Source organism: Plantactinospora sp. BC1, assembly GCF_003030345.1.
Classification (GTDB): Bacteria; Actinomycetota; Actinomycetes; order Mycobacteriales; family Micromonosporaceae; genus Plantactinospora.
This window is the reverse complement of the sequence record NZ_CP028158.1, coordinates 4,829,940-4,844,776: the sequence shown is the minus strand read 5'-3', so window position 1 is coordinate 4,844,776 and position 14,837 is coordinate 4,829,940. Positions and strand designations below refer to the sequence as shown.

The following is a 14,837-nucleotide window of genomic DNA, read 5'->3' as shown; positions in this document are numbered from 1 at the left end:
GGGCGGAAGGCGCGCGGCGGTTGGTCAGGTCGTCGGCCGGTCCAGGATCAGGTCACGGGCGCGGGCGTACTGCTCACGGATCCGGGGGACGCCCGCGCCGACGTACTCCCGGGACTCCCCGGCCGACCAGGCGGGCGGCTCCGCTCCACCGTGGACGACCCAGGCGGCCTGCCGGGCCGCTCCGTCGGCGACGTACTCGCCGGGCTCCGGCACCAGGACCGGACAGCCGAAGACCTCGGGTGCGATCCGGCGTACCGCCTCGGAGCGGGCCCCGCCACCGACCAGGATGATCCGGTTCGCCGTCGCGCCCTCGGCGAGCAGCGCGTCCAACCCGTCCGCCAGCGCGCAGAGCATGCCCTCGACGGCGGCCCGGGCCAGATGCCCCGGCGTCGAGGTGCGCAGGGTCAGCCCGTGCACCGCCCCGGTCGCCAGCGGCCGGTTCGGCGTCCGCTCGCCCTCCAGGTAGGGGACCATCACCAGCCCGTCCGCGCCGGCCGGCGTGCTCAACGCCAGCTTGGCCAGCTCGTCGAGCCCGACCCCCAGCATCGCCGCCGCCGCGTCCAGCACCCGGGCCGCGTTCAGCGTGCAGACCAGCGGCAGGAACCGTCCGGTGGCGTCCGCGAACCCGGCCACCGTGCCGGACGAGTCCGCCGCCGGGGTGTCCGCGACGCTGAACACCGTCCCGGAGGTACCGATGGAGACGACCACGTCCCCGGCGACCGCGCCCACCCCGAACGCGGCGGAGGCGTTGTCCCCGGTCCCCGGCCCCAGGAGTGCGCCGCTCGGCAACCGCCCGGCCACCTCGGCCGGCCCCAGCACGGTCGGCACCGCCACCGCCCGCCCGAGCGCCCGCTCCAGCAGGTCGATCCGGTACTCACCGGTCGCCGGTGACCAGTATCCGGTCCCGCTCGCGTCCCCCCGGTCGGTACGCAGCACGTCCAGCCCGGTCGCACCGCCGAGCCGCCAGGTGAGCCAGTCGTGCGGCAGGCAGACTGCGGCGACCCGCGCCGCGTTCTCCGGCTCGTGCCGGGCCAGCCAGCGCAGCTTGGTGACGGTGAAGCTCGCCACCGGCACGCTGCCGACCGCCTCCGCCCAGGCCCGCCGCCCGGCCTCGCCACCGCCGAGCTCCTCGACCAGCTCCTCCGCCGCCCCCGCCGACCGGGTGTCGTTCCAGAGCAGCGCGGGCCGGACCACCTCGCCCGCCTCGTCGAGGCAGACCATCCCGTGCTGCTGGCCGGCGACGGCGACCGCCGCCACGTCGTCCAGCCCACCGGCCTCGGTGATCGCCGACCCCAACGCGTCCCACCAGGCCCCGGGGTCGACCTCGGTCCCGTCCGGATGCGCCGCCCGGCCGCTGCGGACCAGCGCCCCGGTTTCGGCGTCCCGGATCACCACCTTGCACGACTGGGTCGACGAGTCGACCCCGGCAACGAGCGCCATCTCACGCCCTCCTTCTGGGCTCACGGACGGTTGTTGCAGATCAGCACAACGGTCGGTCGGGATGCGCGACCCTGGTCACGCACCCCGACCAGGTCAGGGAAGACTCAGCGAGCCCCGAGCAGATGCTCCACCGCAAGCTGGTTCAACCGCACGAACCCGAAGCCCCGGGCCGCCACCGCGTCCACGTCGAGGTCCTCGAACGCGCTCCGGTCCGCCAGCAGGTCCGAGTACGTCTCGCCGGGGTTGAGCGTCGGCGTCGAGAGTTCCGCCACCTTGCTGGCGGCCAGCGCCTCCTGCACCTCCGGGTCGGCCCGGAACGCCGCCGCCCGCTCCTTGAGCAGCAGGTACGTCCGCATGTTCGCCGCCGCCGAGGCCCACACCCCGGTGAAGTCCTCGGTACGCGACGGCTTGTAGTCGAAGTGCCGGGGCCCGGTGTACGCCGGCCCGCCCTGCGGCCCACCGTTCTCCAGCAGGTCCACCAGGGCGAACGCGTTCAGCAGGTCGCCGTGCCCGAAGACGAGATCCTGGTCGTACTTGATCCCGCGCTGCCCGTTCAGGTCGATGTGGAACAGCTTGCCGGCCCAGAGCGCCTGCGCGATCCCGTGCATGAAGTTGAGCCCGGCCATCTGCTCGTGCCCGACCTCGGGGTTCAGCCCGACCAGCTCCGGGTGCTCCAGCTCGTTGATGAAGGCGAGCGCGTGCCCGACCGTCGGCAGCAGGATGTCGCCGCGCGGCTCGTTCGGCTTCGGCTCGATCGCGAACTTCAGCCCGTAGCCCCGGTCGATGACGTACTGGCCGAGCAGGTTGACCGCCTCGCGGTAGCGGTCCAGCGCCGCCCGGATGTCCTTGGCGGCGTCGTACTCCGCGCCTTCCCGGCCGCCCCACATCACGAAGGTCTCCGCGCCCAGCTCGGCGGCGAGGTCGATGTTGCGCAGCACCTTGCGCAGCGCGTAGCGGCGTACGTCCCGGTCGTTGCTGGTGAAGCCGCCGTCCTTGAAGATCGGGTGGGTGAAGAGGTTGGTGGTGACCATCGGCACCACCAGTCCGGTCTCCTCCAGCGCCTTGCGGAACCGGGAGATGTGCTGGTCGCGGGCGGCGTCGTCGGAGCCGAACGGGACCAGGTCGTCGTCGTGGAAGGTGATCCCGTACGCGCCCAGCTCGGCGAGCCGGTTGACCGCCTCGACCGGGTCGAGGGCCTCCCGGGTGGCGTCGCCGAAGGGATCGCGGGCCGGCCAGCCCACGGTCCAGAGACCGAAGGAGAACTTGTCGGCAGGGGTTGGTTGGGCTGCCATGGCTGACCTCCAGGGGAACCGACTCGACGTTGAGGTGGGGCGCGGGTGCGTAACCCCGGGGTGACTCCCCGGCAACCCGGCCGATTTGTTTATCGGTTGAATTATTTGGCCGTGGTATGGCATTGTCAATACCGTGGCGCAACCCGCGGCAGTGCCGGTCGGCGCGGCGGTGACCGCCGTCCGCCAGGCGAGCCTGCGCGAACACAACCTGGCCCTGGTGCTGCGGCAGATCGCCACCGCCGGTCGCCCGCCGTCCCGGGCCGACCTGGCCACCGCCACCGGCCTGACCCGGGCCACCGTCTCCGCGCTGGTCGACGACCTGATCACCGGACGGCTGCTCACCGAGGTCGCCCCGACCCCCCGGTCCGGCGCCGGTCGGCCCGCCGTCGGCCTCACGCTCGCCGGGCACGGCCCCGCCGGCCTGGGCCTGGAGATCAACGTCGACTACCTGGCCGCCGTCCTGGTCGACCTCGCCGGGACGGTACGACACCGAGCGGTCCGCCGGGTCGACCTCCGGCCGGTGCCTCCCGCCGAGGCCCTGGGGCTGGCCGGCGAACTGATCACCGAGGCGGCAGCCGAGGCGGACCGGCAGGACCTGACCCTGGCCGGTACGGCGCTCGCGGTGCCCGGCCTGGTCACCGCCACCGGGCTGGTCCGGCTCGCCCCGAACCTCGGCTGGCGGGACGTGGACGTGCCGGCGCTGCTCGGCGGCCATCCGGCGCTGGGCGGGCGCGGACTGGGGGTGGAGAACGAGGCCAACCTCGCCGCGCTCGGCGAACTGCACGCCGGCCCGCCCGAGTCCGGCAACTTCATCTACATCTCCGGCGAGGTCGGCATCGGCGCCGGGATCGTGCTGAACGGCACCCTGTTCCGGGGCGCCCGGGGCTGGAGCGGAGAGCTCGGCCACGTGCCGGTACACCCCGAGGGGCTGCCCTGCCGGTGCGGCGGTCGCGGCTGCCTGGAGCAGTACGCCGGCCAGGAGGCCATCCTCGCCGCCGCCCGCCTCACCGACCCACCCGCCGGAGCCCACCCGGCCCGGGATCGACCGGCACCGGCCCCGGGTGCGGCGGTCGCCCGGCTGGTCGAGGCGGCCACCCGGGAGGATCCGGCCGCGAGCCGGGCCCTGGTGGAGGCGGCGACCTCGCTCGGGGTCGCCGTGGCAGGGGTGATCAACCTGCTGGACGTGGACACGGTGGTGCTCGGCGGCGTCTACGCGCCGCTGGCCCGCTGGCTGGCCCCGACCGTCGAGGACGAGATCCGCCGCCGGGTGCTGACCGCCGCCTGGTCACCGGTGACCGTCCGGGCCGCGCTGCTCGGCGGGGACGCGGCCGCCCTCGGCGCCGCCGGCTCGGTCGTCCGTACCGTGCTGGAACAGCCCGCCCGGTGGCTCGGCCGCACCGCCCGGTAGCCCGGGCGGCCCGGGTGGCGCCCGGCATCGATCGGGCCGGAACTGCCGCCGCTGGCGCGCCGGACACCTGCCCGCCCGGCCGCTCGTCACCCGTTCCGCCCCGCCTGGCCGGTCCCGCCGGGGCACCATGGAATCGGCCACGGCAACCAGGGCGACCGTGGCGGCGGGGCCGAGCGTCTGGTCGCTATTGTTGCCCCTGGACAACTATTCCGATCATCAACCATCGGACCTTCTCGACCTGTACGGCGCGACGCACGCGCCCGACCTCCACCTGCGGGCCGCACGGACCAAAGGGGGCGAGAAGGTTCTTCTGCGCCGACAGGAGTGCCAGCGCTGATGCGCACACCTCGACGACCCGGAGGACGGGCTGAGGGTCTCCCCGCGGCCCGGCGTCCGGGCCGCGCCGACGGGCGGCCGGCGGCCCGCTCAGGCCGACCGTTCGGTCGGCTCCACGTTCGCCCGGAACGCCTGGTCGAACTCGACGAGCCCACGCAGCAGCGCCTGCCGGCCGGCCGGGCTCATCCCGGCGAGCGTCTCGGCCAGCCGCTCCCGGCGGTCGGCGCGGATCTCGGCCAGCAGCTTCTGACCGACCGTGGTGAGGTGCAGGGAGATCTCCCGGCGATCCGCCCGGCCCGGCTCCCGCTCCAGCAGCCCGGCCGCGACGAGCCGGTCGCAGAGCCGGCTCGCCGAGGAGAGCAGCATGCCGAGGATCCCGGCCAGGCCCCGGAGGTTGATCCCGTCGAACTGCTCGACCACCATCAGCGCCCGCAACTGGGAGCTGGAGAGGCGCCCGTTCGTCTGCTCCCGGGCCGCGTCCCAGACCGACAACAGCGCCGCCGCGGCGGTGTCCACCGCGGTGGCGAGGGTCGGATCCGGTCCGCCAGGACCGCCGGATTCAGCCATGGTGATCCTGACCCTACCGCCGTCACACAGTCGACCGCACCGGTGCGTTCCGGCACAGCCCATCCGGATTATCCGGAACCGTACCTCCGGACCGCCCCGAAAGCGGCGGGGCGCAGATGACCGGCAGGTTGGCCGAGATCCGCCGTACCCTGGCCGAGGCTCCGGCGGACCTCGTCATCGAGCGGCTCGGCGCCGAGCTGAACCGGGCGTACGGGACGACGGAGACGGAACTGCTCCAGGTCGACTACCGGCTCGCCGCCCTGGTGCCGCTGCACGGTGGCGACCCGGTGGTCGGGGCCGCCACCCCGGCCTGGCGGTGCTTCGACCACCAGACCCCGGTGCTGGAGAACGGGACGCTCCATCTCCCGGTCACGATGCGCGGCGACCGGCTCGGCGTACTCCGGCTCACCCCGGCACCGGAGGATCCGCAGCGGCACGACGAGTTGGCGCAGGTGGCGACCGGGCTGGCGCACGAGCTGGTCACGGTACGGCCCGGCACCGACAAGTACGTGGTCGGCGCCCGGACCCGCCGGCTCACCCTCGCCGCCGAGATGCAGTGGGAGCTGCTGCCCGGCCGGAGCCGGATCCGTCCCTCGTTCAGCCTCGCCGGCCAACTCGAACCGGCGTACGCGGTGCGCGGCGACAGCTTCGACTGGGCCGACGACGGCCAGCGGCTCTGGCTCTCCACGATGAACGGGATGGGCGAGGGAGTCAGCGCCTCGATGCTCACCTGCCTCGGCACCAACGCGCTGCGCAACGCCCGTCGGGCCGGCCTCGAACTCGCCGACCAGGCCGCCCTGGCCGACCAGGCGATCTACGCCTACCACCAGGGCATCCAGCACCTCTCCGCGCTCCTGCTGGAGCTGGACCTGCGCACCGGGGCGGTGACCGCGGTGGATGCCGGCTCGCCCCGGCTGCTGGTGCTGCGCGAGGGCGAGGTGCTCGACCAGCCGCTGGACGACCAGTTCCCGCTCGGCATGTTCGACGGCACCATCTACCAGTCCCAGCGTTTCCAGTTGACGCCCGGTGACCGGCTCTTCGTGGTCAGCGACGGCGTCCTCGACGCGACCTCCCGCTCCGGCCGGTACGGCGACACCGCGCTCTACCGGTCCGTGCGGCGGACCAGGTCGATGGCACCGCTGGAGGCGGTACGGTCGCTCCTCGGCGACCTGCGGGCGTACGTCGGCAGCGATCTGGTGGACGACGCCGTGGTGGTCTGCCTGGACTGGTACGGCGGCTGACCCCGGGGGCGGGGAGGTACCGGACCCGGGGTCAGTAGGCGCCCCGGGTCCGGACCACCGCCCCGAAGGTCTTCCACAGGATGGTCAGGTCGGCGGCGAGCGACCAGTTCTCCACGTAGTAGAGGTCCAGCCGGATGCCGTCCTCCCAGCTCAGGTCGGAGCGGCCGCTGATCTGCCAGAGGCCGGTCATGCCCGGCTTCACCAGCAGCCGGCGGGCGACGTCACCGTCGTAGCGGGCCACCTCGGACGGCAGCGGCGGGCGCGGCCCGACCAGGCTCATGTGCCCGAACAGCACGTTCGCGAGCTGCGGCAGCTCGTCGAGGGACCACTTGCGCAGGATCCGGCCGACCCGGGTGACCCGGGGGTCGACCCGCATCTTGAACATCAGGCCGTCGGTCTCGTTCTTGGTGGCCAGCTCGGCCAGGAGCGCGTCCGCGTTCACCACCATGGTTCGGAACTTGTACACCCCGAACTCCCGGCCGCCCTGGCCGACCCGGATCTGCCGGAAGATCACCGGCCCCCGGCTGTCCAGCTTGATGGCGAGGGCGATGACGGCGAGCAGCGGCAGGGCGACCGCGAGCGCCGTGGCGGCCAGTGCCCGGTCCACGAAGGCCTTGACGACCTTCCGGGCGCCCCGGAACTCCGGCGCCTCGACGTGGATGAGCGGCAGCCCGGCGACCGGCTGGGTGTGGATCCGCGGCCCGGCGACGTCGGTCAGCGCCGGGGCCAGCACCAGGTCCACGCCGGTGCCCTCCAACTGCCAGCCGAGCCGGCGCAGCCGGGTGGCGGTCAGCTCGTTGGAGGCGGTCACCGCGACCGTGTCGGCGTTGATCGCCGCGGCGGCGTCGACGATCGCCCGGAACGAGCCGAGCACCGGCACGTCGCCGAGGCGCTGCGGCACCGGCGCGAGCAGCGCGTCCGGGATGCAGGCGCCGACCACCTGGTAGCCGGCGTACGGCTCGCGGCGCAGCGTGTGCACCAGTTCGAGTACGTGTGCGGTGTCGCCGACCGCCAGCACCCGCCGGGACCAGCCGGCCCCCCGGGACCGGGACCAGTGCAGTCGTTTCCGGGCGGCGAACCGGGCGATCACCAGCCCGACGGTGCCGACCGCGAACGAGATGCCGAGGAATCCCCGGGAGACCCCGACGTCGGCGAGGTAGCCGGCGATCGCGACTCCCCCGGCGAGCCGCAGGCTGGCCGAGGTGACCCGGCGGTACTCGTCGGCGCCGTAGCCGAGCACCCGGTGGTCGTAGCAGCGCAGCGCCTTGAGCGAGACCAGCCAGGCGACCACCAGGGCCGGCCCGACGATCACGTACGGGATGTCGGAGCCGCGCGGCTCGTCGCCGCCGAACCGGGCGAAGTAGCCACCGATCACCGCGAGCACCAGGATGACGGTGTCGAGGGCCAGCAGCGCGCGGATGTAGCCGCGCTGACGTGTCCGGGATGACGAGGCGGATGCCCCCGAGGTGGGCTCCGGAGGCATCGTGGTGGGGCTCAGCAGTGTCGCCGACGTCACCGGCCCTCCCTCGCTCCAGGGGACACCCGGTCAGCCACTCGCCCTGGCAGAGCGGCCCCGAGGCACCCCGACATCTTCACCTACCGGGGGCATCACTGAGAGCTTCCGACAGATTACTGTCATTTGTTTGCGTCGGTGGTGCTCCGGCTGCTCACGTTCTCGGGCCGGTGATGTCTGTCGGCCGGTGATGTCGTCGGCCGGAGAAGCGCGACGCCCGCCGTACCGGCACTGGCCGGGTACGGCGGGCGTGGTCGAGCGGAGCCGGCGTCAGCGCGGAGCGGACTCCTTGCGGGCGGCGATCGCCTGAAGGAAGATGTCGCCGATCTTGGCCGGGTCCTCGGTGACGAAGGCGGCCCCGCCGGTCACCTTGGGGATCGAGTCCAGTTCGGCCTTGCTGACCTCGGCCCCGATGCCGATGATGATCACCTGGACCGGGCGGTCCGGGTCGTTGATCCGCTTCAGCTCGGCGAGCAGTTGCGACTGGCTGACCCCGTCCTCGTCCTCGTTCTTCCCGTCGGTGAGCATCACCACCGAGTTGACCCGGCCGGGTTGCCAGTCCTCCTGCACCGCCTTGTAGCCGGCGAGGATCGTGTCGAAGAGGCCGGTGTTGCCGAGCCGCTTGGGGGTGATCCCGGCGAGCTTGCTCTCCAACTGCTCCCGCTGGGCGGACATCGGGCCGATCGGCACCAGCGAACGGTAGTCGCGGGAGCCGTTCAACTCGGTGGAGAAGACCCAGAGGCCGAGTGCCCAGGAGTCGTCGAAGAGCGCCAGGCCGCGCTTGGCCGCCTCCAGGGTCACCTGCATCCGGGTGGCGTTGTTGGCGGTCGGCACCTTCTCGGCCATCGAGCCGGAGATGTCGATGATCGCCAGCATCCGACCGGACTGGGTGGCGACGGCCCAGCTCGAAAGCACCCGCTCGATGGTCGCGCCGTCGCCGCCGCCGGCCGTGCCGCCGGGGTTGGGTGCCGGGGTGGTCGGCGCCGGCTGGGTGCCGGCGGGGCTCGGCGCGCCCCGGGGCGGCGCGAAGCCGTCGGCCCAGGTGCCGTCCGGCGCCCGGAGCCCCTGCCCGGCCAACTGCTGGCGGAAGGCTCCGCTGTCGAGCGCGGCGAAGAGCTTCTCGGCGGCCGCCGCCTTGGCCGGTTCGGTGCCGGGCATCACCGCGTACGGGTAGTCGAGCGAGATCGGTGCGGGCTCCAGATAGAGGGCGGCGAGCGGAACCGGCGGCTTCTTGGCGTTGAACTCGATGACGTCCTCTTCGGAGAGTGCCGCGGCACCCAGTCCCCGGGCGATCGACGTCTGGTCGGTCGCCTGGGGGAACCGGGCGATCAGCTCCTCGCGGACCGCCGAGGCGCCGGTGGCCAGGGCGCGCAGGGCGGCCGTGGTCTTCTGCTGGGCCTGCGCCCCGCCGCCGGACTGGGCGGCGGTGGCCAGCGAGAGCAGCCCGGAGAGTCCGGCCGCGTCCCGGCTCGGCTCGACGAGGCCGGTCTTGAGCTGCGGTCCGCTGGTGATCCTGCCGAGCAGGTCCTTCCAGCCGAGCTTCTTCTCCGGCCAGCCGACGGTGGTGGCCAGCGGCTCCGGCATGGCCACCACCACGGGGCTGCGCGCCACCGAGGCGTTGTTCTGCGGCGCGAACGCGGGTGCCTGCTGACGCAGCCGCAGCAGCCAGGTGGAGGAGTCGGGAAGCCAGACGTTGGGCAGTGTGGTGCTGCCGCCGGGTTGTCCGACCTCGGAGAGCGACACGCCGTGCTGCCCGGCGACGGCAGCAGCCACGTCCACGGACTCGCTGGCGGTGACCTGGACGGCGACGCAGAGACCGTCGACCTCGACCTCGTCGGTGCTCAGGTCGGCGGCGGTCTTCTCGATGGCCGGAGCGATCTCCGGCGCCGCGGCGACGGTGAGGGTCAGCTCTCCGGAGCAGTCGGAACTCGCCCACTGCTGATAGCCATACCACCCTCCCACCGCGACGAGGACGAGCGCCATCGCGCTGGCGATGGCGCCCGCCCCTCGGATACTTCTACGCATGCGATGGCGGCCGGGCACCTGACCATCTTGAGGGCTTCTGCGAAGTCGTGCCAGGGGCGAACGGTGGAATGTTACCGAGGCAGCACAGACTTTCCGAAGATCGTTCACTTCAGGTAGTCGGCCGGCCCCGGAACGTCGAGAATGCCGCCCAACAGGGCGCCATCGGCCCACCACCCGCCAAAAAGATCTTATGGATATTTATCCAAGAATTAAGGACCCGGCCCCGAGTACGCACGTCGGACTCGGCACCGCCACCTCGGTGGGCGAGGCGGCCGGAATCCCGGAGTCGGGGTCCACCGCGAAGACCAGCACCGCGTCGGCCCGCTCCTGCGCAACGTAGAGGTGCCCGCCGAGCAGCGCCAGGTGCCGGGGCCAGTCCCCGCCGCCGGGGACCTCCGCCAGGTGCCGGGGCAGCGCGTCGTCGAGCGCGAAGACGCTCACCGTGCCGACACCCCGGTTGGCCAGGTAGAGGAACCGGCCGTCCGGGCCGACCGCGATCTCCGAGGGCTGGACGTGACCCGGGCGCCGGCTGGCCTCGACCCGCCCCCGCTCGACCAGCCGGTCGGTGCCGTCCGAGGCGTACGCGGTGACCGAGGCGTCCAGCTCGCCGGCGAGGTAGCAGCGCCGACCGTCCGGGTGCCGGGCCAGGTGCCGGGGACCGGTGCCGGGACGGGTCGGGTACCGGGCGGTGGCGTGCAGCCGCCCCTGCGGGTCCCGGTCGTACCGGTAGAGCGTGTCGGTGCCGAGGTCGACCGCGAGCAGGCCGGTGCCGGCCGGGTCGGGCGAGACCATGTGCGCGTGCGGCCCGGCCTGGCGCTCCGGTACCGGCCCGGCGCCGTCGTGCCGGACCAGGTCGGTCCGGTCACCGGGCGCCCCGGTCGGGTCGAGCGGGAGTACGGCGACACTGCCGCTGCCGTAGTTCGCCACGAAGAGGAACTCCCCGCCCGGGTCGACGGCGAGGTGGCAGGGCTCGGCGCCGCCGGTGGAGCGGACCCCGAGCGGGGTCAGCGCGCCGTCGGGGTGGATCGTCCAGGCGCTGACCGTGCCCTCCGGCAGCTCGTTGACGGCGTAGAGCACGGGTAGCCGGGGATGCCGGGCCAGGAACGACGGCGACGGCGTACCGGCCACCACGCCGAGCGGGTCGAGCCCGCCGGTCCGGGCGTCCCGGCGGGCGGCGACGATGCCGGTGCCCCGTCCCCCGCTCTGCGCCGTGTAGCAGCCGATGTAGACGATCTCGGCACCGCTCGACATGCCTCGCTCCGTTCCCGGCCGACCGCCCCGGGTCGCGCCGCTCCGGCCCGATCAAACCAGAGCCCGGCGCCGTCGGCCCGGCGATCACGACGGGTCGGACCCGAGGATCTTCCGGCTGCGGACCGGAACCTATAGGATCTTCGATCGTGAACGGGTTGCTCCGACCGGCTCGCCGGACCACCCTCGCCGACGACGTCTACGAGTCGGTACGCGCCCTCGTGATGGACCATGCCGTGGCTCCCGGCGAGCGGATCAACATCGACGCGCTGGCCCGCCGGCTCGAGGTCTCGCCGACCCCGGTCCGCGAGGCCCTGGCCCGGCTGGAGTCCGACGGACTGGTCCGGAAGCGGCCGCTGGCCGGCTACACCGCCGCCCCGCTGCTCAGCCGGACCGAGTTCGACGAGCTGGTGGAGATGCGGCTGGTCCTGGAGACCGCTTCGGTGCGGCGGCTGGCCGAACGCTTCGCCGGACAGCCCGGCGCCGACACCGCCGACGCCCCGGCCGGGCCCACCGGCGAACTGGCCGAACTCCGCCGCGAGGCCGAGCTGCCCGACCAGACACCCGGGACCGAGGGCTTCGCCGCGATCGCCGCCTTCACCGCCCAGGACGCCCGCTTCCACCACCTGCTCGCCGAACGGTCCGGCAACCGGATGCTGCACGCGGCCGTGGTCCGGCTCCGCGCCCACCTGCACCTGTTCCGGCTGCACTTCCCCACCGCGCACTACGGGACCAGCACCCGGGAGCACCTGCGGATCGTCGACGCGATCGGCACCGGTGACCCGGACGCCGCCGGCACCGCCATGCGCGACCACCTGCTCGCCGCCGCCGACCGGCACCTGCCGTTCTTCGAAGGAACCCGATGCGGATAGCTCTCTTCGTCACCTGCGTCAACGACCTGGTCTATCCGGGCACCGGCCGGGCCGTGGTACGCGTACTGGAGCGGCTCGGCCACACCGTCGAGTTCCCGGTCGAGCAGTCCTGCTGCGGGCAGATGCACGCCAACAGCGGCTACCGGGCCGAGGCGCTGCCCCTGGTGCGCGGCTTCGTCGACACCTTCGGCCGGTACGACGCCGTGGTGGCCCCGTCCGGCTCGTGCGTGGCGATGGTGCGGGAGTCGTACCCCCGGCTCGCCGCGGCGGACCCGGGCCTGGCGGCGGCGGTCGCCGACCTCGCGCCCCGGGTGCACGAACTCTCCGAGCTGCTGGTCGACGTGCTCGGGGTGACCGACGTCGGCGCCGTCTTCCCGCACCGGGTGACCTACCACCCGACCTGCCACGGCCTGCGGATGCTGCGGCTGGGCGACCGGCCGCTGCGGCTGCTGCGCGCGGTACGCGGGCTGGACCTGGTGCCGCTGCCCGGCGCCGAGGAGTGCTGCGGCTTCGGCGGCACCTTCGCGGTGAAGAACGCCGACGTCTCCGCCGCGATGCTGGCCGACAAGTGCGCGGCGGTCTGCGACACCGGGGCGGCGTACGTGGCGGCGGCCGACAACTCCTGCCTGGCGCACATCGGCGGCGGCCTGTCCCGGCGCGACGGCACCGGGACAGGCGGCCCGCGCGCCATCCACTACGCGGAGATCCTGGCGAGCACCGGGGAGCGGGCATGAGCACGGGTACCGGGAACATCGTCACGCCGCTGCCGTTTCCGACGGCGGCCCGGCGCGAACTGGCGGACGGACAGCTCCGGGCCAACCTGCGCCGGGCCACCCACACGATCCGGGACAAGCGGCTGCGGGTGGTCGGCGAGGTGCCGGACTGGGAGGCGCTGCGCCGGGCCGGCGCGGCGATCAAGGACGACGTACTGGCCCGCTTGCCGGAGCTGCTCGAACAGTTCGAGGCCGCCGCCACCGCCGCCGGGGCGACCGTGCACTGGGCCCGGGACTCGGCCGAGGCGTGTGCCCTGGTCACCGAGCTGGTGCGGCGGACCGGCAGCACCGAGGTGGTCAAGATCAAGTCGATGGCCACCCAGGAGATCGGCCTCAACGAGGCGCTCGACGAGGCCGGCATCGCGGCGGTCGAGACCGACCTCGCCGAACTGATCGTGCAGCTCGCCGACGACACCCCGTCACACATCCTGGTACCGGCGATCCACTACAACCGCCGGCAGATCCGGGACATCTTCGCCAGCCGGATGCCCGGGGTCGACCTCGACACGCTCACCGACGACCCGCCCGCACTCGCCGAGGCGGCCCGCCGACACCTGAGGGCCAAGTTCCTCAGTGCGAAGGTGGCGATCTCCGGCGCCAACTTCGCGATCGCCGAGACCGGCACGCTGGCCGTGGTGGAGTCCGAGGGGAACGGCCGGATGTGCCTGACCCTCCCCGAGACGCTGATCTCCGTGGTGGGGGTGGAGAAGCTGCTGCCGACCTTCCGCGACCTGGAGGTCTTCCTGCAACTGCTGCCCCGCTCCTCGACCGGCGAGCGGATGAACCCGTACACCTCGCTCTGGACCGGGGTCACCCCCGGGGACGGGCCGCAGACCATGCACGTCGTGCTGGTCGACAACGGGCGTACCGCGACCCTGGCCGATCCGGTGGGCCGGCAGGCGCTGCGCTGCATCCGCTGCTCCGCCTGCCTGAACGTCTGCCCGGTCTACGAGCGGGTCGGCGGGCACGCGTACGGGTCGGTCTACCCGGGCCCGATCGGCGCCATCCTCTCCCCGCAGATGACCGGCCCGGAGGCGGGCGCGAACCGCACCCTGCCGTACGCCTCGACGCTCTGCGGCGCCTGCTTCGACGCCTGCCCGGTCCGGATCGACATCCCCGAGGTGCTGGTGCACCTGCGGCAGGTTGGCGTGGACGCCCGCCGGGGCCGACCCTCGGCGGAACGTACCGCGATGCGGGCGCTGGCCTGGACGATGCGGGACCGCCGCCGGTACGCCGCCGCGCTCCGGGCCGCCCGGCGCGGCGCGGCCCCGCTGCGGCTGGCCGCCGGACGACGCGGACAGGTACGCCGGCTGCCGTGGCCACTGTCGGCCTGGACCGCCAGCCGGGACGCCCCGCTGCCGGCCAGCCAGACCTTCCGGGACTGGTGGGCCGGGCGGGACCGCACGAGCGAGCAGGAGGACCGGTGATGGCGACATCCACGTCGGCCCGGGAGGAGATCCTGGCCCGGATCCGCGCCGCCCGGCCCGGCGGGACCGTCCCGGTGCCCCGGGACTACCGCACCGCCCCGGCCGGCAACCAGGTGGCGGCAGCCGCCGACGCGGAGCTGCTCGAACTGCTGGTCGACCGCCTGGTCGACTACCGGGCCACGGTACGCCGCTGCGCGCCGCAGGAGCTGCCCGAGGCGCTGGCCGACCTGCTGGGCGAGGTGCCGACCGTGGTCGTACCCGGGCAGGCGCCGGGAGAGTGGCTCTCGACGTACCTCGGCCGGATCCGGCGGGACGGCGACCCGGAGCCGCTGACGGTGGCCGACCTCGACGCACCGGGCGTGGCCGTGGTCACCGGCTGCGCGGTGGCGATCGCGCAGACCGGCACGCTGCTGCTGGACGGCGGCCCGGACCAGGGGCGCCGGCTGCTCAGCCTGGTACCCGACCACCACCTCTGCGTGGTCCACGCCGCGCAGGTGGTCGGCGGGGTGCCGGAGGCGCTCGCCCGGCTCGCCGACCCGACCCGGCCGATCACCCTGGTCTCCGGGCCCTCGGCGACCAGCGACATCGAACTCGACCGGGTCGAGGGCGTGCACGGGCCACGCCGGCTGGACGTGCTGGTGGTCACCGGCTGAACCCGGCCGGTCGACGCGATCGACCGGCCGGGGCGGCGGACC

12 protein-coding genes are annotated in these 14,837 nt (G+C 73.7%); 6 read left to right on the top strand and 6 right to left on the bottom strand.

The window, feature by feature from the left end:
- Nucleotides 1-24 precede the first annotated feature (24 nt).
- Nucleotides 25-1,440 (bottom strand): xylulokinase, encoded by a 1,416-nt coding sequence (gene xylB / locus C6361_RS21190; protein WP_107268760.1) that lies wholly within the window; start codon nucleotides 1,438-1,440, stop codon nucleotides 25-27.
- 104 nt (nucleotides 1,441-1,544) lie between these two features.
- Nucleotides 1,545-2,732: a xylose isomerase gene (gene xylA / locus C6361_RS21185; RefSeq protein WP_107260281.1), complete on the bottom strand. Its 1,188-nt coding sequence runs from the start codon at nucleotides 2,730-2,732 to the stop codon at nucleotides 1,545-1,547.
- A gap of 133 nt (nucleotides 2,733-2,865) precedes the next feature.
- On the opposite strand from xylA, the gene C6361_RS21180 reads away from it, so the two are divergent.
- Nucleotides 2,866-4,140: an ROK family protein gene (locus C6361_RS21180; RefSeq protein WP_234358925.1), complete on the top strand. Its 1,275-nt coding sequence runs from the start codon at nucleotides 2,866-2,868 to the stop codon at nucleotides 4,138-4,140.
- A 426-nt stretch (nucleotides 4,141-4,566) separates the two neighbouring features.
- On the opposite strand, the gene C6361_RS21170 is transcribed toward C6361_RS21180, so the two are convergent.
- Complete coding sequence (locus C6361_RS21170) at nucleotides 4,567-5,043, bottom strand: MarR family winged helix-turn-helix transcriptional regulator (protein ID WP_107260285.1); 477 nt, start codon at nucleotides 5,041-5,043, stop codon at nucleotides 4,567-4,569.
- Nucleotides 5,044-5,159: 116 nt separating this feature from the next.
- On the opposite strand from C6361_RS21170, the gene C6361_RS21165 reads away from it, so the two are divergent.
- Entirely contained in the window at nucleotides 5,160-6,284 is a 1,125-nt protein-coding gene (locus C6361_RS21165) for a PP2C family protein-serine/threonine phosphatase (RefSeq protein WP_107260287.1), read from the top strand.
- A gap of 31 nt (nucleotides 6,285-6,315) precedes the next feature.
- Here the strand turns inward: C6361_RS21165 and C6361_RS21160 are convergent, their stop codons facing one another.
- The 3 genes from C6361_RS21160 to C6361_RS21150 all read right to left on the bottom strand — a co-directional run bounded on the left by C6361_RS21160 (nucleotide 6,316) and on the right by C6361_RS21150 (nucleotide 11,073).
- Complete coding sequence (locus C6361_RS21160; RefSeq protein WP_369930251.1) at nucleotides 6,316-7,800, bottom strand: sugar transferase; 1,485 nt, start codon at nucleotides 7,798-7,800, stop codon at nucleotides 6,316-6,318.
- A gap of 267 nt (nucleotides 7,801-8,067) precedes the next feature.
- On the bottom strand, nucleotides 8,068-9,780 hold the full coding sequence (locus tag C6361_RS21155; protein WP_234358924.1) for a substrate-binding domain-containing protein: 1,713 nt from the start codon (nucleotides 9,778-9,780) through the stop codon (nucleotides 8,068-8,070).
- A gap of 240 nt (nucleotides 9,781-10,020) precedes the next feature.
- A complete protein-coding gene (locus C6361_RS21150) occupies nucleotides 10,021-11,073 on the bottom strand; it encodes a lactonase family protein (protein WP_107268759.1) in 1,053 nt (350 codons plus the stop codon).
- Between the two features lie 146 nt (nucleotides 11,074-11,219).
- Between C6361_RS21150 and C6361_RS21145 the strand changes: the two genes are divergently transcribed.
- The 4 genes from C6361_RS21145 to C6361_RS21130 are packed head-to-tail and all read left to right on the top strand — an operon-like array spanning nucleotide 11,220 to nucleotide 14,795.
- Entirely contained in the window at nucleotides 11,220-11,942 is a 723-nt protein-coding gene (locus tag C6361_RS21145; protein WP_234358923.1) for a GntR family transcriptional regulator, read from the top strand.
- Entirely contained in the window at nucleotides 11,933-12,676 is a 744-nt protein-coding gene (locus tag C6361_RS21140; protein ID WP_107268758.1) for a (Fe-S)-binding protein, read from the top strand. The genes C6361_RS21145 and C6361_RS21140 overlap by 10 nt, the downstream gene beginning before the upstream one ends.
- The gene (locus C6361_RS21135; protein ID WP_107268757.1) at nucleotides 12,673-14,142 is read left to right on the top strand and encodes a lactate utilization protein B; all 1,470 of its coding nucleotides are present in this window, start codon (nucleotides 12,673-12,675) and stop codon (nucleotides 14,140-14,142) included. The genes C6361_RS21140 and C6361_RS21135 overlap by 4 nt, the downstream gene beginning before the upstream one ends.
- Nucleotides 14,142-14,795: an LUD domain-containing protein gene (locus C6361_RS21130; protein ID WP_107268756.1), complete on the top strand. Its 654-nt coding sequence runs from the start codon at nucleotides 14,142-14,144 to the stop codon at nucleotides 14,793-14,795. The genes C6361_RS21135 and C6361_RS21130 overlap by 1 nt, the downstream gene beginning before the upstream one ends.
- Nucleotides 14,796-14,837 lie beyond the last annotated feature (42 nt).